The 17,070-nt window shown below is 63.5% G+C and carries 18 protein-coding genes; 9 read left to right on the plus strand and 9 right to left on the minus strand.

Annotation, left to right across the window (positions count from 1 at the left end):
* Window positions 1-56: 56 nt before the first annotated feature.
* Window positions 57-2,150 carry a PHA/PHB synthase family protein gene (locus MSIL_RS16725; protein ID WP_012592263.1) on the minus strand — a complete coding sequence of 698 codons (2,094 nt, stop codon included), beginning with the start codon at window positions 2,148-2,150 and terminating at the stop codon, window positions 57-59.
* A 405-nt stretch (window positions 2,151-2,555) separates the two neighbouring features.
* Between MSIL_RS16725 and MSIL_RS16730 the strand changes: the two genes are divergently transcribed.
* On the plus strand, window positions 2,556-2,969 hold the full coding sequence (locus MSIL_RS16730; protein ID WP_148213127.1) for a hypothetical protein: 414 nt from the start codon (window positions 2,556-2,558) through the stop codon (window positions 2,967-2,969).
* Between the two features lie 12 nt (window positions 2,970-2,981).
* On the opposite strand, the gene nth is transcribed toward MSIL_RS16730, so the two are convergent.
* Window positions 2,982-3,704: an endonuclease III gene (gene nth, locus MSIL_RS16735; RefSeq protein ID WP_012592265.1), complete on the minus strand. Its 723-nt coding sequence runs from the start codon at window positions 3,702-3,704 to the stop codon at window positions 2,982-2,984.
* Between the two features lie 62 nt (window positions 3,705-3,766).
* Between nth and MSIL_RS16740 the strand changes: the two genes are divergently transcribed.
* Window positions 3,767-4,276 carry a DUF2244 domain-containing protein gene (locus tag MSIL_RS16740; RefSeq protein ID WP_012592266.1) on the plus strand — a complete coding sequence of 170 codons (510 nt, stop codon included), beginning with the start codon at window positions 3,767-3,769 and terminating at the stop codon, window positions 4,274-4,276.
* Window positions 4,277-4,567: 291 nt separating this feature from the next.
* On the opposite strand, the gene MSIL_RS16745 is transcribed toward MSIL_RS16740, so the two are convergent.
* Together MSIL_RS16745 and MSIL_RS16750 are read right to left on the minus strand one after the other, a co-directional pair.
* Window positions 4,568-4,978, minus strand: coding sequence for a hypothetical protein (locus MSIL_RS16745; protein WP_012592267.1), 411 nt, complete (start codon window positions 4,976-4,978; stop codon window positions 4,568-4,570).
* Window positions 4,979-5,139: 161 nt separating this feature from the next.
* Window positions 5,140-5,859 carry a DUF1013 domain-containing protein gene (locus tag MSIL_RS16750; protein ID WP_012592268.1) on the minus strand — a complete coding sequence of 240 codons (720 nt, stop codon included), beginning with the start codon at window positions 5,857-5,859 and terminating at the stop codon, window positions 5,140-5,142.
* A gap of 284 nt (window positions 5,860-6,143) precedes the next feature.
* Here MSIL_RS16750 and MSIL_RS16755 point away from each other — a divergent pair, with 284 nt between their 5' ends.
* The 3 genes from MSIL_RS16755 (at window position 6,144) to MSIL_RS16765 (ending at window position 7,781) form a co-directional block, all read left to right on the plus strand.
* Window positions 6,144-6,458 (plus strand): hypothetical protein, encoded by a 315-nt coding sequence (locus MSIL_RS16755; RefSeq protein WP_012592269.1) that lies wholly within the window; start codon window positions 6,144-6,146, stop codon window positions 6,456-6,458.
* Window positions 6,459-6,719: 261 nt separating this feature from the next.
* Window positions 6,720-7,370 carry a peptide-methionine (S)-S-oxide reductase MsrA gene (msrA, locus tag MSIL_RS16760; RefSeq protein WP_012592270.1) on the plus strand — a complete coding sequence of 217 codons (651 nt, stop codon included), beginning with the start codon at window positions 6,720-6,722 and terminating at the stop codon, window positions 7,368-7,370.
* A gap of 183 nt (window positions 7,371-7,553) precedes the next feature.
* Window positions 7,554-7,781 carry a hypothetical protein gene (locus MSIL_RS16765; RefSeq protein ID WP_041368142.1) on the plus strand — a complete coding sequence of 76 codons (228 nt, stop codon included), beginning with the start codon at window positions 7,554-7,556 and terminating at the stop codon, window positions 7,779-7,781.
* 35 nt (window positions 7,782-7,816) lie between these two features.
* On the opposite strand, the gene mepA is transcribed toward MSIL_RS16765, so the two are convergent.
* Window positions 7,817-8,740 (minus strand): penicillin-insensitive murein endopeptidase, encoded by a 924-nt coding sequence (gene mepA / locus MSIL_RS16770; RefSeq protein WP_012592272.1) that lies wholly within the window; start codon window positions 8,738-8,740, stop codon window positions 7,817-7,819.
* 46 nt (window positions 8,741-8,786) lie between these two features.
* Window positions 8,787-9,419, minus strand: coding sequence for an invasion associated locus B family protein (locus MSIL_RS16775; RefSeq protein ID WP_012592273.1), 633 nt, complete (start codon window positions 9,417-9,419; stop codon window positions 8,787-8,789).
* A 230-nt stretch (window positions 9,420-9,649) separates the two neighbouring features.
* Here MSIL_RS16775 and MSIL_RS16780 point away from each other — a divergent pair, with 230 nt between their 5' ends.
* From MSIL_RS16780 to MSIL_RS16790, 3 genes are all read left to right on the plus strand, one after another.
* On the plus strand, window positions 9,650-10,045 hold the full coding sequence (locus MSIL_RS16780) for a DUF423 domain-containing protein (protein WP_012592274.1): 396 nt from the start codon (window positions 9,650-9,652) through the stop codon (window positions 10,043-10,045).
* A gap of 136 nt (window positions 10,046-10,181) precedes the next feature.
* Complete coding sequence (locus tag MSIL_RS16785) at window positions 10,182-10,517, plus strand: response regulator (protein ID WP_244406163.1); 336 nt, start codon at window positions 10,182-10,184, stop codon at window positions 10,515-10,517.
* Between the two features lie 344 nt (window positions 10,518-10,861).
* A complete protein-coding gene (locus MSIL_RS16790) occupies window positions 10,862-12,682 on the plus strand; it encodes an AsmA family protein (RefSeq protein WP_041368143.1) in 1,821 nt (606 codons plus the stop codon).
* 23 nt (window positions 12,683-12,705) lie between these two features.
* On the opposite strand, the gene MSIL_RS16795 is transcribed toward MSIL_RS16790, so the two are convergent.
* Both MSIL_RS16795 and MSIL_RS20355 read right to left on the minus strand, forming a co-directional pair.
* Entirely contained in the window at window positions 12,706-13,395 is a 690-nt protein-coding gene (locus MSIL_RS16795; protein WP_012592277.1) for a Crp/Fnr family transcriptional regulator, read from the minus strand.
* 328 nt (window positions 13,396-13,723) lie between these two features.
* Window positions 13,724-14,476: an extensin family protein gene (locus tag MSIL_RS20355; RefSeq protein WP_012592278.1), complete on the minus strand. Its 753-nt coding sequence runs from the start codon at window positions 14,474-14,476 to the stop codon at window positions 13,724-13,726.
* Window positions 14,477-14,781: 305 nt separating this feature from the next.
* On the opposite strand from MSIL_RS20355, the gene sthA reads away from it, so the two are divergent.
* Window positions 14,782-16,170, plus strand: coding sequence for a Si-specific NAD(P)(+) transhydrogenase (sthA, locus tag MSIL_RS16805; protein WP_012592279.1), 1,389 nt, complete (start codon window positions 14,782-14,784; stop codon window positions 16,168-16,170).
* Window positions 16,171-16,183: 13 nt separating this feature from the next.
* Here sthA and MSIL_RS16810 read toward each other — a convergent pair whose 3' ends face one another.
* Window positions 16,184-16,915: a Crp/Fnr family transcriptional regulator gene (locus MSIL_RS16810; protein ID WP_012592280.1), complete on the minus strand. Its 732-nt coding sequence runs from the start codon at window positions 16,913-16,915 to the stop codon at window positions 16,184-16,186.
* Window positions 16,916-17,070 lie beyond the last annotated feature (155 nt).

The raw sequence follows: 17,070 nt of genomic DNA on the forward strand, positions 1-17,070 counted from the left end.
GCGTGAAAAGCCCTCCGGCCCGGCCGGTTTCGCGCGCGCAGGAGCCTGATCGGGCGTCAGTAGCGCACCTTCACATATTCGCCCGGCGCGTCGCAAAGCGGCTTCAGCGCGCCTTCGCCGGGAATGCGCGCCGGCACGCGCTCGGGCGCTTGCGCCGTGACCCATTGGATCCAGTCCGGCCACCAACTGCCGGGATGCTCCGTCGCCTTGGCCAGCCAGTCCTCGAACGCGCCGGAGGGCGGTTCGCCGACCCAATATTGATATTTGGGTTTTGCGACCGAATTGATGACGCCGGCGATATGGCCGGACCCCGCAAGCACATAGCGAACCTCGCCGCCGAACAGCTGCGCGCCGATAAAGACGGAGCGCGCCGGCGCGATATGATCCTCGCGCGCGGCGAGGTGATAAATCGGAATCGTCACCTTGTGCAGGTCGAGAGGCTTGCCGCCAAAGGAGGACAGGCCGCGCGCGAATTTATTTTCGAGGTAGCAGTCGCGCAGATAGGCCATGTGGTTGGCCGCCGTCATCCGCGTCGCGTCGGAGTTCCAGGCGAGCAGGTCGAAGGCGAGCGGCGCCTTGCCTTTCATGTAATTGTTGATGACGAAGGACCAGATCAAATCTTCGGGCCGCAGCATGTTGAAGGAATTCGCCATCGACGCCGCTTCGAGATAGCCGGGGCCGGCCATTTTCTCCTCAAGATCGCGCAATTGCTCCTCGTCGACGAACAGTTTCAGATCGCCGGCCTGGCTGAAATCGGTCTGCGTCGTGAAGAAGGAGGCGCTGTCGATCCTCTTGTCGCCCGTCTCGGCCATATAGGCGAGCGTCATCGCGAGCAACGTCCCGCCGATGCAATAGCCGATGGGGGTCACGGCGGTTTCGCCGGTCGCTTTCTCGATGGCGTCGAGCGCGGCGAAAATGCCCTCGCGCATATAGTCCTCGAACCCCTTGTCGCGATGGCGCGCGTCGGGATTGACCCAGGAGATGATGAAGACGGTCAGCCCCTGCGAAACCGCATAGCGCACGAAGCTTTTTTCGGCGGTGAGATCGAGGATGTAGAATTTATTGATCCAGGGCGGCACAATCAGCAGCGGCCGTTTGTAGACGGTCTCGGTGGTCGGCGCATATTGAATGAGTTCGATGAGTTCGTTGCGGAAAATGACTTTTCCCGGCGTCGTCGCCAGATTGACGCCGACCTCGAATTTCGACGCGTCGTAGCGGGTAATTTTCAGGCGCCCGTTGCCGGCCTCAAGGTCGCGCGCGAGCATGGAGGCGCCGCGCACCAGGTTTTCGCCGCTCGACTGCCAGGTTTCCTTCAGCACCTCGGGATTGGTCGCGAAGAAATTCGACGGCGACAAGGCGCTGGACAGCTGCCGGAAATAGAATTTGGCTTTCTCGCGCGCGCGCGGATCGAGCTCTTCGGAGCGTTCGATCAGGCCGTTCGCCCAATTGACGCTGATCGCATGCGCCTGCCGCAGAAAATCGAAGAACGGGCTTTCGCGCCATTCCGGAGCGGCGAACCGCTTGTCGGATGGATCATAGGGGACGAGCGGGTCGCCCGATTCGCCGGAGAGCCGGCGCACCGTGTTCGACATGAGGCCGAGAAAACTCATCATCAGCGCGGTCTGCGCCTCGGCGGTCTTTTTCGGGTCGCTGAGCCAGAGTTCGGTCACCTTGCTGATCGAGCGCACCGCATTTGAGAGCTCGGTCGCAAGTTCGCTCTTGATTTCGCCGGGCTCCGGCGGCTTGAGGCTCGCCGCGAGCGCCTTGCCGCCCTGTTCGAACAGGCGCGCGATGTTATAGGCCATCCGCTCGAAATCGGGTTTGGGCGCGTCGCCCGCCGCGCCGCTCGGATTTGCGAGATTTGCAAAGATCGGAGACAGCGCCGCAAGCGCTGGCGGCACGGCGGGAAATCCGGCCGGAAAGCCGACGGGGAAAGCGGGTGTCGCGGGCGGCGCGGCGGTCGGAGCGGCGTTCGCGCCTGCGCCCTTCGCCTCCGCGCCATTGCCGGATGGAGCCTGCGCCGCGGGCGCCTCGGCGCGCCGCTTCTCCTGCGCCGAGGCCTGCGCCAGCGCCCGTTTCTTGCGCGCCGCAACCTTGGCCTTGTTGACCTGTGCGGTTTCTGGCGCGCGGCGGGGTCCTGTCGGGCTCATGGCGTTGTCCTCTGAGGTTTCTTATTTGTTTTCGACTGCGGGTTCTTTGGATTGAGGCGCCTTGTCTAAGATGCATCGTAAGATAGGAGAGCAAACGCGTCGGGCAAGCGGCCGGTTTGGCGTCATCATAATGGTTTTGCGCCGCCGGAAAACCATGTTGTGACGCTATTCTCCCTAGGTCTTAATCACGCGACGGGGCGGATGCGCGCCTTTCGCTCTTCAAGCTTCCGTTTTAACGATCGTGCGATCCGAACTGCCGGCAATTTTTCGGATCATGCTCAAAAAATCCAATAGCGACGTCCAAGCGGCGTCCCGACTGACGAGACCCTAGATATGGCCAAATGCGCGCGCTTTCTTCCGACTGCCTTAGCCTCTGCGTCGGCTCGCCCAACGCCGCGCGTCGCGATGGCGCTGGCGGCCCTCTTGGCCTCGAGCCTCGCCGCGCCGCCGCTCGCCGCACAGACGCCGGCCCAGCCGTCCGCCTCTTCGCCCACCCCTGCGCCCGATCCTTCGGCCGCCCCTGCTCCCGCCCCCGCGCGACAGAAGACCGCGGTCGAGAAACGCAATCCGGCCGGCTCGCCGCTGGATACGCTGCTGAACACCAAGATCTGGCCCGATGTGCCGGAAGCCAAGGACTTCGTGAAGGAAGCGCGCCCCGATCCCGACACCCTCAGCTATCAGCCGACTTGGGGCGCCGAGCCGACCCGGCCGAAGCCGCGCAATCCGGCAGAGCTCGACACGCTCCGGCGCGAACTCAGCGGCGCGGAGGCTAGCAACAAGGCGCGCGGCGTCGTTCCCCCCGCCGGCGCGCAGCAATAGGCGTTTCCCGCGTCAGGGCAGAAGCGTCTTATCGGGAAAGTTGCAAAGATCGGCGATCAGGCAGCGCCAGCATTCGGGCCGGCGCGCCTTGCACACATAGCGCCCGTGCAAGATCAGCCAGTGATGCGCATGGCGTTTATAGACGTCCGGGATGACGCGTTCGAGGCCAAGCTCGACTTCGAGCGGAGTCTTGCCTTTCGCCAGCGGGATGCGGTTCGAGACGCGAAAAATATGCGTGTCGACGGCGATCGTCGCCGCGCCGAAAGCGATGTTCATCACCACATTGGCGGTCTTGCGCCCAACGCCGGGAAGGGTTTCGAGCGCCGCCCGGTCGTGCGGGACCTCGCCGCCGAAGCGTTCGACCAATTGGCGCGACGCTTCGATGATATGTTTGGCCTTGGTCCGGTAGAGGCCGATGGTCCTGATCATTTCGCGCAGGCGATCCTCGCCGAGCGCCAGCATTTTTTGAGGGCTGTCGACGAGCGCAAACAGCGCCTTCGTCGCCTTGTTGACGCCGACGTCGGTCGCCTGAGCCGACAGCGTCACGGCGACCAGCAAAGTATAGGGATTGATATAATCGAGTTCGCCTTCGGGATGCGGCGAGGCGGCTTCGAAACGGGCGAAAATCGCGGCGATTCGGCCGGCCTGCGCCGCCCGCGCTTTTGCGGAGGCCGCTGGAGCGCCGCCGGCCACCGACAGGCCGGCCGCCGCGCGCGGGCCCGCGGATTTTGCCATGGTTCTTTTCGCCATAGGCGCGTTATAGTTTGGCAAGGAGCGAGAGAGAAGAGCCGCGCCTCATGCCGACCGCCGAGTCCGCCACCCTCCCAAGCGACCCCGCCCTTTTCGCGACGCGGCTGCAGCCGCATCGCTCGCTGCGCGCCGCTCATTTCAGACTGCTGCTGATGGCGTTTTTGGCGGCCAATATAATCACCAGCCTGCCGTTCATTTTTTTGGGGGCCTGGCCCGTCGCCGGCTTCTGCGGCCTAGACGTCGCGCTGCTCTATGTCGCCTTCAAGGCGAATTTCCGCGCCGCGCGGGCTTATGAAGATTTTGCATTGACGCCCTTCGATCTGCTCGTCGTCAAGGTGAGCGCGGCGGGCGAGCGGGCGGAATGGCGCTTCAATCCTGCTTTTGTGCGGCTGGAGCGCGAGGAGCATGAGGAATTCGGCACATTGCGGCTGGCGCTGGTGTCGCGGGGAATGAGCCTTGAGGTCGCGGATTTTCTCGGGCCCGGCGAAAAGGCGAATTTTGCAGGGGCTTTGTCCCGCGCGCTCGCGGAAGCGCGGCGCGGTCCGCGCTATTCCTGAGACGGAAAAATGATCTGAGAAAGCCCGGCCGTTTCAACCTGTGAAACGGCCGGCCAGACAAGGCGGCGCCTGCTATTTCAAGAAAATCGGCGCGAAACCGTCCGAAAGTCGCGAAGGCATCGAACCTCGCGCGGTGTCACTACTCCCGTTGACGGGGCCTGTGCTTGACCCAAACACGTTAAGAAAACATAAAAAAGAGTTGAAACCGCAGAAGATTTTGCAAGGCCGGCGCGTCTCCGACGCCTGTTCGCAACCTTTCGGCGAAGCCTTTTGCGCGCGGCGGCTGCAAGCCTATGGCTCCCGGCCGTAATGATAGCCGCGGTACAAAACCGGGGGCCCCGGAAAAATCAGCGAATCGGCGTAGAGGCCGCGCGACTGACAGACTGCAGTGGCGCGAAAACGCGCGGTGTCGCCAACAAGATCGGCCTGCGGCATCGGCACGATGCTGCAGCGCGGATCGACCGCGAAAGCATAGGGCGGGGGAGCCGGAGGCTGCGGCACCAAATAGGGTCGCGGCGCATAGCCAAGGTCCGCCGCCATGCCGGGACCGCTGAGGACAAGAGCACAGACCCCAAACAGGCAGAGGGCAGCGCCGCCAAGCGTCGCGAGCCCGGCCCGCCCGTGGACCGGATGCGCGCGAGCCGGACGCTCGGGCGGCCCCGCCGCTCCCGCGCCAGAGGCAGACGCAGCCAACAGCTTCATAAGCTTCTCCCGGCAGGCAAGGATGAGCCGAACGGCCGGGCGCTATGCGTCGAGCGCGCCGGCGCAAATCGGCCATTCCGATTCGCGCCGATATCATATCACGCGAGCGCGCCGGAAGAAGCAAAAATCAATCATTACGCGAAAATTACAATTTTAAGTAATTATTCCTTAACCTTGAGCCCCTTCAGGCTGGCGAAGACAGAATGCACGTCGACATTGTCCTCGACCTCTGCCGCCTTCGGCGCGGCCGCGCCGAAAACTTCGGCTTCCGTCCTTGGCTCCTCGCGATAGGGCGCCCGCGTCGTGGTCTCGGCCGGCAACAGCGTGTCGCCATGGCTCTCCTCGACATGCGGCCGGTCCTTGGCGGCGCGGTTGACCTCGAAATCGAGATCCATCTGCGAGCAGAGGCCAAGCGTGACCGGATCGGCCGGCGTCAGAGCGGCGGAATTCCAATGCGTGCGGCTGCGAATCGCCTGAAGGGTGGATTTCGTCGTGCCGGCGAGGCGCATGATCTGCGCGTCCTTCAATTCCGGATGATTGCGCACAAGCCACAAAATCGCGTTGGGACGGTCCTGCCGGCGCGACAGGGGCGTGTAGCGCGCGCCGCGCTTGCGCGCCGGCTCCGGCAACCGCACCTTGGACACGGCGAGCTGCAGCTGGCGGCTCGGATCCTTTTCCGCCGCGGCGATCTCCTCGCGGGTCAGCTGGCCCGAAGTGATTGGATCGTGCCCCTTGATTCCGCTCGCGACTTCGCCGTCGGCGATGCCCTTGACCTCAAGCGGGTGCAATTTGCAGAAATTGGCGATCTGATCGAAGGTCAGCGAGGTGTTCTCGACAAGCCACACGGCGGTTGCCTTGGGCATGAGCGGCGCGGTGTTCATGTTTGCTTCTCCTTTGCGCTCAAAACGGAAATTGCCCCAGACGGCGAAGAGGCGACGCCTGGAACGCCCGCCGCGCAGGGGCGAGGCTCACGAGACGAAGCTCACGAGACGAGGCTGAATGTTAGCCATGACGGGAATTGCCGTAATATAGGCGCCCCCGGCGACGAAGGCAATCCGCTCGGCTCATGGAAAACGGCGCGCGGCAGGTCGATCCAGCATGGGCGGGTTCGAAAAATTTAACCGGCGCGGCGCTATGCTAACCCAGTTTGGAGCTGTCTCGTTCGATGATCCGACGCGTGTTGCAATTCATCGGCCTGTTTTCGCTCGCAAGCGCCTTCGCCCTCCTGATGATCGACGGCTGGCGCTCCTTTGCGGCCGGACGCGTGCTTCTGACGCAGCTCGCCGCCGCCGCAGCTCTTGCACCGTCGAAACTCGACGCCTTGCACGACGCGGTCGCCCGGCGCGCGCCCTCATGGCTCGAGCCGGCGTTGGAGGCCTTTGGGCGGCTGCCGAGTTTTGTTCTGCTCGCCTTGATCGGCCTCATCGCTCTGTGGCTTGCGCAAAAGCCGAAACCGAAGATCGGCTATTCCAGCCGCTGAAAGCTTTTCACGTCATGCTGAAGGTTTTTCATGCTTTAGCCAATTGCAGACATGCTGTATCTGTTTGTTTCAACGCAGCTTTATACCGCGGATAGGCTTCGGCTGCTGCGAGAAAACGCGTAGCTGCGCGCGCGGAATTGATCAGAAATTAATGAGATTACGCAACTTTGACCTAGCCATAACCATTGTATTGGCGGATCGAGGCCTCATCTGAACGGAAAGGGGCCGATGCTCGGCAAAATATTTCCTGAAAGGAAGGGCATGTTCCGCAAACTCCTGACCTTGCCGTCAGCCGCCGACGCCCTGCCGGGCCGATCCGAGCCCACCAAGACCGCTGAAAGGCATTTCGTGAATGGGCGCCCGATTTCTCCGCCGTTTCCCGAAGGCGTCGAGACCGCTCTCTTCGGGTTTGGCTGTTTTTGGGGCGCCGAGCGCAAGTTCTGGCAGTTGGACGAGGGAATTTACACGACCGCCGTCGGCTATGCGGGCGGCGTGACGCCGAATCCGACCTATGAGGAAGTGTGCTCTGGCCTCACCGGTCATAATGAGGTTGTGCTGGTCGCCTTCGATCCGAAACGCATTTCCTACGCAACCTTGCTCAAGAGTTTTTGGGAAAGTCATGACCCGACGCAGGGCATGCGGCAGGGCAATGACGTCGGCACGCAATATCGCTCTGGCGTCTACGTCGCCGACGCCACGCAGCGCGCGACCGCGGAGGCAAGCCGCGACGCCTTCTCCAGGGCGCTGGCGCGAAAAGGCTATGGGCCGATCACGACGGAAATCATCGACCGTCCGGCGTTCTATTATGCGGAAGGCTACCATCAGCAATATCTCGCCAAGAATCCAAACGGATATTGCGGCGTTTGCGGCACTGGCGTGTCCTGCCCGATCGGGATCAGCGTCGCCGCCTGAGCGAAGATGCTGATCCTTTGCGTCGACATCATCCGTTAACACCGGATGTCTAGGTTGCCGGAAGCCGATTTTGAAGGCGCAAGCTTTGTGTTATGAAAGTGGCGTAAAAGCGCCTTATTCTAGGCTGGCGCGGTTTGCGTCGGGCGTTGGGAGCCGTAAATGAATTGTCTGAGAGTATATGCCTTGAGCGCCGCCCTCTTCGTGATGGCGTCTGGGGGGCTGTCCGCTAATCCGCTCGCGGCGGCCCCTGCGCCTGATCAGGGGGTCGCGCCGGCCGCCTATCCGGAGAGGCATGAAGCGCCGATTGTGCTGGGCCGCAGCATCGGCGTTCGTCACAAGACCAAAATGCATCATGTTCGCCTGAAGCCGGATGAAATCTTCTCCGATGAGGCGCCGTCGCAAAACGATTGAGTTCAGTCCAGCTTTAGGCCGCTTGCGGCGGTCGTTTATTTTGCGTTCAGCACCATGCGGCATTCCGCCGGAAGCTGCGCCATCGTCAGCGGCGGCTTTGGGCGCGTTGGCGGCCCGGGCTTCGGATGCAGCACGGCGTCGGAAAACCAATAGTTCAGCGAGGCGTCGCAGCCGTCGCCGGGAGGAACGGGATCCTGATCGCGGCAGGACTCTTCTCCCGGAGGGCAAGCGAGGCGGATGTGGAAATGGTAGTCGTGCCCGTAATAGGGGCGCACCTTGGTCAGCCATGAGCGATCGCCGACGGCTTCCCGGCAGATCGCCTTCTTGATCGCCGCATTGACGAAAATGCGCTGCACCTGATTGTCCTGCGCCGCCGCCTTGATGACCGCGAGATGGTCGGGCGTCCATCGCGCCGGGTCGACGTCGAGCCGGTCGGCGCGGACCACCATTGTCGCCGACATTTCCTCACGTTCGGCTCGCGACAATTCGCGGCCGGGCATTGGCGTCAGCCAGATATCGGCGTCGAGGCCGATCTGATGCGAGGCGTGGCCCGTCAGCATAGGGCCGCCCCGCGGTTGCGACATGTCGCCGACCAGGATGCCGGGCCAGTTGCTGACGCGCGGAACCTTGCGCGCGAACTCTTCCAGAAACGCGATGAGTTTCGGGTGACCCCAGTTGCGGTTGCGCGACAGGCGCATCACCTGCCAGGCGGGGCCGTTGACCGCCAGATTGCGGCCGCCGGCCAGGCAGCCGCGCGAATAAAAACCAATGGTGCGCGCGCTGAGCGGCGCTGGCCCCCGCTCGCGTCCGAACAACTCTTTCGCCGGCGTCGAGGGGGAGGATGCGTTGGCGAGCGGCGGCAAGATATTCGCGCCGAGCGTTCCCTTTTCCTGAGCCTCTGCGCCGCGAGCCGCCGCCATGCCCAGCAGAGCGGCCAAAATCAGGGACAGCGATCGCATCTGGCCTCCTTGGCGTCAGCGCCGGACAGCAAACAATGCGGCCGCCTCAGCGTTTCGCCAAGGCGTCGAGCGCCTGATCGAGCCCCTTCAGCGACAATGCGATCTTGACGGGGTTGCCTCTGGGATCGGTGAAGGTGATCTGGGCCGGCTGCGACCGGTTGCGGAATAGCTGCAGCTGGTCGTTATTCAGCTCAATTTCCGAGAAACAGGCGGCCTGGATGCAGGTTTTCAGGGGGATCTTGAGCGCAGGCTGAGCCGGGTCGGCCAGCACTTCAAGGCCGGGGGCGATCGTCACATTGACCGGCACGAGGATGACGAGCCGCGTCGTCGTTTCGGCAGGTTTCTCATCCTTCGACGCTGGTTTTTCGGCCGGCTTATCGGCCGTTTGCTTGTCCTTGTCGCCCGCTTTACTCGCCGCCGGCTTGTCTTTTCGGGCGTCCGGAGCTTGAATCTTTCGGCCGAAAGCAACCTGGGCGATCGGCTCGGCCTGGCCGGGCGGGACGACCGAGGCGATCACCTCGCAGGCCCATTCGCCGGGGGACCCCTCGCCGCAGCGCATTTTCCAATCGCCGAAGGCGGCGATATTGTCCGCCGCGGACGCCGCCGGACGCGCCTCCGCCATTGCCGCGGCGGGGGAGACGATGAGCGCGAGCGCCGCGAGCGTTGATAATTTCCGCATAAGACTGCCTTGCACCTCTGCTTGCGCCGCAGATCGCTGAGACCCCGGCCCTCCCGATCGGTCCCGGCGGGACCGTTTGAATTTTTGCAGGTTCGCATTCGACCCGGAACGCCAGATATCACGGGCCGCGATTCGGAAACAGGGGGCCGCCAAGCGCGGAGCGAAAGCTGCATTTCCTTTTCAGCAGCCGAGCCGTAGATGGTGTCCTTTTCCATGAGGAGCCGCGCTGGATGCGAATGCCCGAAGGACCGAACAGAATTTTCATCGCGGCGGCTCTGGCCGGAGTTTTGGGCGCGGCCGGCGTAATCCTTTCGGCCGTCGGCGCGCACGCCGTCCAAAATCCCCTTCTGGCGACCGCGGCCAATTTTCTGCTCATCCATGCGCTCGCCATTTTGGCGCTAGCCGGGATCGCCCTCGCCGCTCCTGCGCGCGCGGGCGGATTTCTCATCGCGGCGGCGCTGTTGTTTCTTGGCGCCTGTCTCTTTTGCGGCGATCTCGCTGTCAGGGCGCTCGTCGAGGCGCGGCTGTTTCCGATGGCGGCTCCGATCGGCGGATCGATGCTGATCTGCGGTTGGACCGCGATCAGTGTCGCCGCGCTGGCGGCCCTGCGGCCAAAACGCGGCTGAAATCTGCTATTATGATGAACATCGGGTGATCAGGCGCGATTGTCTGGACATTGCCCGGGGCTCAAGGCAGAGTCGGCGTTAGCTTCAACCCGGGTTTGAGATGACGCGCGCTGGCGAACCGCCATCGAAACGAATTTTGATCGTTGAGGACGAACCGTTCGTCGCGCTCTCCCTTGTTGACACGCTCTCTGAACTCGGTTTCGACATCGCCGCCTGCGTCGCGGACGTTCGCGGCGCGCTCGAAGTCATCCGTCGCGAGCATCTCGACGGCGCCCTGCTTGATGTCCGGCTGGGCTCCGAGCGCATCGACCCCGTCGCTGAAATGCTGGACCAGCGCGCCTGCCCGTTCATTTTCACGACGGGACTGGGGCAGGCGGACATTCCGCCGGAATATGCCAACAGGGCTATCTTGCAAAAGCCGTTTGGCACCGCGGCGCTCGTCTCGATGCTGGACAGCGTCTTTGGCCGTTAGCTGCTGATTAAAGTTTTTTTTCAGGAAAGCGTTTGATTTTCTGTAAAATTGCATGCGTCGGCATGGCGTTTCCCGCCTTGATCGCGACATAGTCGGCAACGACAAGCAACACATCAAACTCTCGCGCAAATCGGCGTTCGATGTCGCCCGAAGGGATTGACGAAGGGGCGAAGACCGAAGCTCGAGCGGTTTTGCGGCCTCGGTCCTTTGCCGAAGCGTGTGCGCGGGACGAGCGGATGGGAGCGGGGGCTTTTCAGGCCGTGGATGAAATGGCGTCAATTCCTACCGTTTCTTCCCGTCCGCCGCGAAAGCGCGGCAGAATTCTTCTAGGCTCCCTTTGTCTGTTGGCCATTCTCCTCGGCATGACCGCGGCCGCCGTCCCCTGGTTGTTTTCGACCAGCGCCTTGCGCGACGGGATCACCGCGCAAATCCGACAGATCACCGGCCTTAGCACGCTCTCGCAAGGCAAGGCCGTGTTCGTCGTGCTGCCGCAGCCGCATATCAGCATCGACGCGATTCAATTCGCCGATCCTTCCGGCGCGCTTCGCATCGACGCCGCCTATCTCAAGGGCTATCTGCGCGTCTCCGCGCTGCTGCGCGGGCAGCTGGAAATCGCCTCGGTGACTTTGGGCGAGCCGCAGATGGTGATCGACCTCGCCGGCCGGCCGATGCGGTCCGATAGCGCGATCGGACGCGCCGCCAATGCAAAATCGGCGACGCCCCAGGCAAGCTCCGCCGATGAAACGCGGCTCGGCGTGCTCACCCTGGTCAATGGCCGCGCCCGCCTCACTAACAGCTTCGGCGACAGCGACGCCATCGTCGAGGCCATCAATGTCACGGTCGACTGGCGTAAGCTCGGCGCCTCGGCGAACATCAATGGCACGGCGCGCTTTCGCGACCAGGGCGCGGACATCTCCGCGGCGATTGAGCATCCGGCGGATCTGATGCGCGGCGGCGCATCGGGCCTTCTCTTGAAGATTGACAGTCCGGCCCTGTCGCTGGCGGCGGAGGGCAGCCTGGCGAGCGGGCCGCAGGCTCAATTCGCCGGTCGAGTCACGGCTTCGGCGCCGTCCCTGCGCCGCCTCGTCGAAACAGGCGGCTATTTCATCGCGCTGCCAGCGCCCTTCGAGAATTTCGCGCTCGAGGCTGACGTCAACGCCACTGCGCCGAGCGCGAGCTTTTCCAATCTCCGATTGCAACTCGACGGCAATGATTATGAGGGCGCTCTCGCCGTTTTGCAGGGGGAAGGCCGGCCGACTCTGGCGGGGACGCTGGCGGCGAACGAGCTGTCGCTGCGCCCCTTCTTCGCCAATCTGTCGCCGATCCACGGGCGCGACGGGCAATGGAGCCATGACGCCTTCGATCTCGACGAGGATAATTTCGCCGATCTCGACATCCGGATTTCGGCTCAGCGTCTGTCCTTGCCCGGCGTCGATTTCCGGGACGCGGCCTTTTCCGTGATGAAGCGCGACCGCCGGGTCGATCTGGCGCTGATCCGGGCCAAGGCCGCTCAGGGCGAGGTCCGGGGACGGGCGTCTTTCATCAAAGCGGCCGGCGGGCTCGAGACCCATGTCACGGCCGCCCTTGCCGGCGTCGACGCCGCCGCGATGTGGCCGGGCGGCGTCGAATCCATTCGCATCACCGGGACCGTGAACGCCACCGCCAACCTGCAGGCCGCCGGGCTCAACATGAGCGAAATGATGCGCAATCTCGAGGGCCGCGCGCAAATCGCCATGCAGAACGGCGAGATCAACGGCGTCAATCTCGGGCAGGCGCTGCGCTCGGTCGACAAGCGCCCGCTCGGCCTCGCCGACGATATTCGCTATGGCGCGACAAGCTTTGGCTCGGCGGGGTTTGGACTTCAATTCGCCAAGGGCGTCGCCACGATCGAGCACGGCGAAATGCGCAGCCGCGCCATCGATCTCAATTTCAATGGCGCCATCGATTTTGGCGACAGGACCGTCGACGTGCACGCTACAGTGATGAGCGCCGCGCCAGATCCGAATTCGAAGTCGGAGCGGCCGCAATTCGCCTTCGACGTCGCCGGGTCCTGGGACGAACTTGCGCTGGTCCCGGACGCGCGCAGCCTGATCCGGCAGTCGGGCGCCGCGGCGCCTTTGTTCTCGACAGGCGCCAAGGTCGCCCCCGCGCCGCCGCAGCACTGAGCTGGGCGTTTAGGTGGTATTCTCTAGCCGCCTTCGCGCATCGCTTCCTCAAGACGCGTCTCGAGCACGGTCGGCTTGACCAGCACCAGGGCGCCGCGCGTTTTTTCGATGATATGTTCCTGCGCCAGCGCGGAAAGTTCGCGTGTGACCTGCTCGCGCCGGCAGCCGATTCGCGCAGCGAGGACGTGATGGAACGGCGGCGGCGTCACCACCCGTTCGGTGGGCTTGCCGGGCCTTGGATGCGCCATGCGCAGCAGTTCGGAATAGAGCCTGTGCTTCAGATCGAAGATCGAATGCTCGGCAAGGCGAGAGTTGAGTTCGCGGATGCGGCCAGTCAAGAGGCGCAGGATTCGCTCGCAGGCAGTGTTTGAGGAGAAAATGACTTCGCGGAAGACATGAGCCGGCATGATACAGAGCTCGGATTTGGTGAGCGCCGTCACATTGGCCGACCGTTTGGCCCCGTCGATCGCCGTCATCTCGCCGAAAAACTGGCCGGCGCGGCTTTCGCCCAGAATGATCTCCTTTCCCGCGACGGTCCGGATCAGCACGCGAACCTCGCCGGTGACGATGAAATAGACGTCGGAGGATTCGTCCTCGTAATCGACGACGAGTTCCCCGTCATCGAAGCGCCGCCAGAGACAGAGCCGGTCGAAGCGGTCGAAATCGAGATCGTCGATATCCTTGAAGAATGAGACGCGCCTTAGGCTTTGCATGGCTCTCTCGGTGGAAGGCGGCGATCACGACCGAACGCTGGACGCTGGTCCGGTCGCGGCAGCAGGGTCCGCACGGCGTCCGGACCGTCCGCGGACCGCGGAAATCGGCCGACCATCGTTTCAAAGCATTTAGAGCATGCCGGCAGCGCGAAAGTCCGCATTTTGGCGTCATGCTCTGGCGAGGCAGATCGTCGCGATCCTCGTGAAGCCTGATTCGACGATGATCTTGCGCAATTATTCCCGCTAAAGCGTCGATTAAGGCTGCGGCGGCGGAACTGTCAATGAGTTGCCCCACATTTGCCGGCGCGCGCGGCGGCAAGTTCTGGCGCTACTGACAGAATTTCGCTTTTCCGTCGGAGCCCCGGGTTTCGAGGTCGAAATGCCAATGCGAGCTGTGAAAGGCGTCGGCGCCGGGCCCGAGCGCCGTGTGGAAATAACCGCAGGCGGCGGCGCGGGCGGCATGATCGAAGGCGCGCTCCGGCGCATCGGCCAATCGGCCGACTTCGTAAAGGCGTCCGCCCGCGAAATGCAGCGCCGCGATGTCGATCGCTAGCCCCTTTGCATGAGCGCTCAGCTTGCTGTCGGCGATGTGGTTGCGGGATCTGCAATCGAAGCCGGGGCCGGTTCCGATGGCTATGATGGTCGCGTCGAAAGACCCCTTGGCGAGAGGCGCCAGCAACTCGTCGACAAAATCCGCGAAAGTTGCAGCAGTTGGGCAGTCGAGCGTCGGGCGATCGGGCAGATCGACGCGCTGGCCGTTGCGCAGCGTCAAGGAGATGAGCTGGACTGGCGTCGCGATCACGCAGCGAGGATCGGCCGGTGATGCTTGCTCCACAGGCTTTAGGGTGACGCCGCGGGAGGCAAGGCCCACCCGGCAATCGTCCGCCGCTGGCGGCTGATTCGCCGCTGCGGGCGGAGGAGGCGGCGCCGGAGCGGCCGGAGGGGCGCTCGGGGCGGCGGGCGCCGAGGGGAAAGCTGAGGCCGCCGGCGGGCGCCTCGGCGGCAGCGGCGGTCCGCCACCATCGTCCATCGCGGCCGCCCGGCCGCAATTTGCGTTGATCGCCGCGACGACGGCGAGCATGAGCTGGCCACGCTCGAAAAAGCGTCGCCGCTGCGTCTTTGCACGTCGTTCTCGACGGGCTCTGGCGCGGACGCCGCTCAAAAATTGTCGCAATCTCGATCCGATGGCGCGTCCTCCGGGCGTTGTGCAATCCCGCCCGCATGAAAAGGTTCGCTCTCCGGCCTCCCCCCTGCGGTCGTCGCTGATCTGGGGAGAAGAGGTCGGAGCCGAAGCGCGACTTTGGCGTGATATTTGCTCATCTTGAGGGGCCGGTCCCAAATGCGCCGGCCAGATGACCCCGCGCTCCCTCCTTCGAAGTTCATCCCATGCATGACTACGATATGATCGTCATCGGGAGCGGTCCCTCTGGGCGACGGGCCGCGATTCAGTCGGCGAAGCTCGGCAAATCCGTGCTTGTCGTGGAAAAAGGGCGGCGCGTCGGCGGCGTCTCGGTGCACACGGGGACCATTCCGTCGAAAACCCTACGCGAGACCGTGCTCAATCTCGCCGGCTGGCGGGAGCGCGGATTTTACGGACGATCCTATCGCGTCAAGGAGCAGATCGGCGCCGATGATTTGATGGCGCGCATGAGCAAGACGCTCGACCATGAGGTCGAGGTGCTCGAACATCAGTTCAGCCGCAACGCCGTCCGGACCAAGCGCGGCCACGCCCGCTTTGTCGGCCCGCATGAGGTCGAGATCAAAGGCGAGAGCGGCGAAACGCAAAATTATTCCGCGGCCCATTTCCTGATCGCGTGCGGCACGCGGCCGTTCAGGCCGGATTATGTGCCCTTCAATGAAATTAACGTCTTCGATAGCGACGAAATCGTCGATCTGAAGAAAGTGCCGCGCAGCCTCACCGTCATCGGCGCAGGGGTGATCGGGGTCGAATATGCGACGATCTTCAGCGCGCTCGATGTCGCCGTGACCTTGATCGAGCCGCGCCCGACTTTCCTCGATTTTCTCGACAAGGAGGTGATCGAGGAATTCGTGCATGATCTGCGCGACCGCAATGTCGCGCTGAGGCTTGGCTCGCCGGTGACGTCGATCGCCGTCAACGGCTCGGTCACGACGACGCTGGGCAATGGCCGCGTCGTCAAATCGGAGACGTTGCTGTTCGCCGCCGGCCGCGTCGGCGCCACCGACGTGCTCAATCTCGAAGCGGCGGGCATCGAGACGGATCATCGCGGCCGCATCACCGTGACGCCCGAGACGCTGCAGACTTCCGTCCCCCACATCTACGCCGCCGGCGATGTGATCGGCTTTCCGAGCCTCGCCTCGACCTCGATGGAGCAGGGGCGCGTCGCCGCATGCCATGCCTTTGGGCTGCAGCCGTCGCCGCCGCCCGAATTCTTTCCCTATGGCATCTATTCAGTGCCGGAGATTTCGACCGTCGGCATGACCGAGGAAGAAGTGCGCAAGCGCGAAATTCCTTATGAATGCGGGATCGCGCGCTTCCGCGAGACCTCGCGCGGCCATATCATGGGGCTGAACAGCGGCATGATGAAGCTGATCTTTTCGACCAAGACGCGGCGTCTGCTCGGCGCCCATATCGTTGGAGAGGGCGCGACCGAATTGATCCATATCGGCCAGGCGGTTTTGAACCTCAAAGGCACGATCGACTACTTCATCGAAAACACCTTCAACTATCCGACGCTGGCGGAAGCCTACAAGATCGCCGGCCTCGACGCCTGGAATCGCATGGTCCGGCAATAATCTGGCGCAGCGATTATTTCAGCTTCGAGGCGGCGCCGAAATCCTCCGCCTCCTCCGCGGCGCGGATCGCGCCCATGAGCCGCGGCATATCGACGAGGGTCAGGGCGCGGCGGCCGCGCCGCACCAGCCCCTCGCGCTCCATGGCGCTCAGCTCCTTGGTCACGGTCTCGCGGCGGGTGCTGATGCGGCCGGCGAGATCGGCGTGGAGCGGCGGCGGCGACACGATCGCCTGTTCAGGATCGGCGGGGTTCGCCCGCGAGAGACGCAACAGCTCCATGATCAGCCGCTCGCGGATCGCGAGGGTGGTGAATTCATTGACCCGGTTCGACAGCATGCGAACCTGTCCGGTGATGAGGCGCAGCAGCTGCAGGCAGACGTCGGCGTGCTGCGTCACAGTCTCGAGAAAGACCGCGGCGCTCATTTTGGCGATCGTCACATCAGTGACGGCAAGAATGCTCGCCGAACGCGGCCGCCCGTCGATGGCGGAGAACTCTCCGAAAAACGCGCCGCCGTCGATTTCGCGCAAAATGGTCTCGCGGCCGGAAATCGCCCGAATCATGACGCGGGCGCTGCCGCTGATCAGGAAAAAGACGTCGGTGCTTTCGTCCTGATAGTCGATGATCCAGTCTTTGGCGTGGGCGCGCCGGAAAATGCAGCGCGCGTTGAGGCGAGTGATTTCGTCCGGCGTCAGCGAGCGAAAAAGCCCGACGCGGGCAAGCGTTTCAGGCGGCCGGCTGGTCGTCATGCGCTCGCGGCTTTCTTGCGCGCGCGGAGAAGGCTGCGTCGCCAGCTTGGCTGCGTGGGGCGATTTTTCATTCGATCCTTCCCAGCCTGCGTCCCGGCCGCGCCATTTCGCATCGAGCGCTTTAAAAATTCCATGAATCGTCAAAGCGCATTAAT

This window comes from Methylocella silvestris BL2 (assembly GCF_000021745.1).
Classification (GTDB): Bacteria; Pseudomonadota; Alphaproteobacteria; order Rhizobiales; family Beijerinckiaceae; genus Methylocapsa; species Methylocapsa silvestris.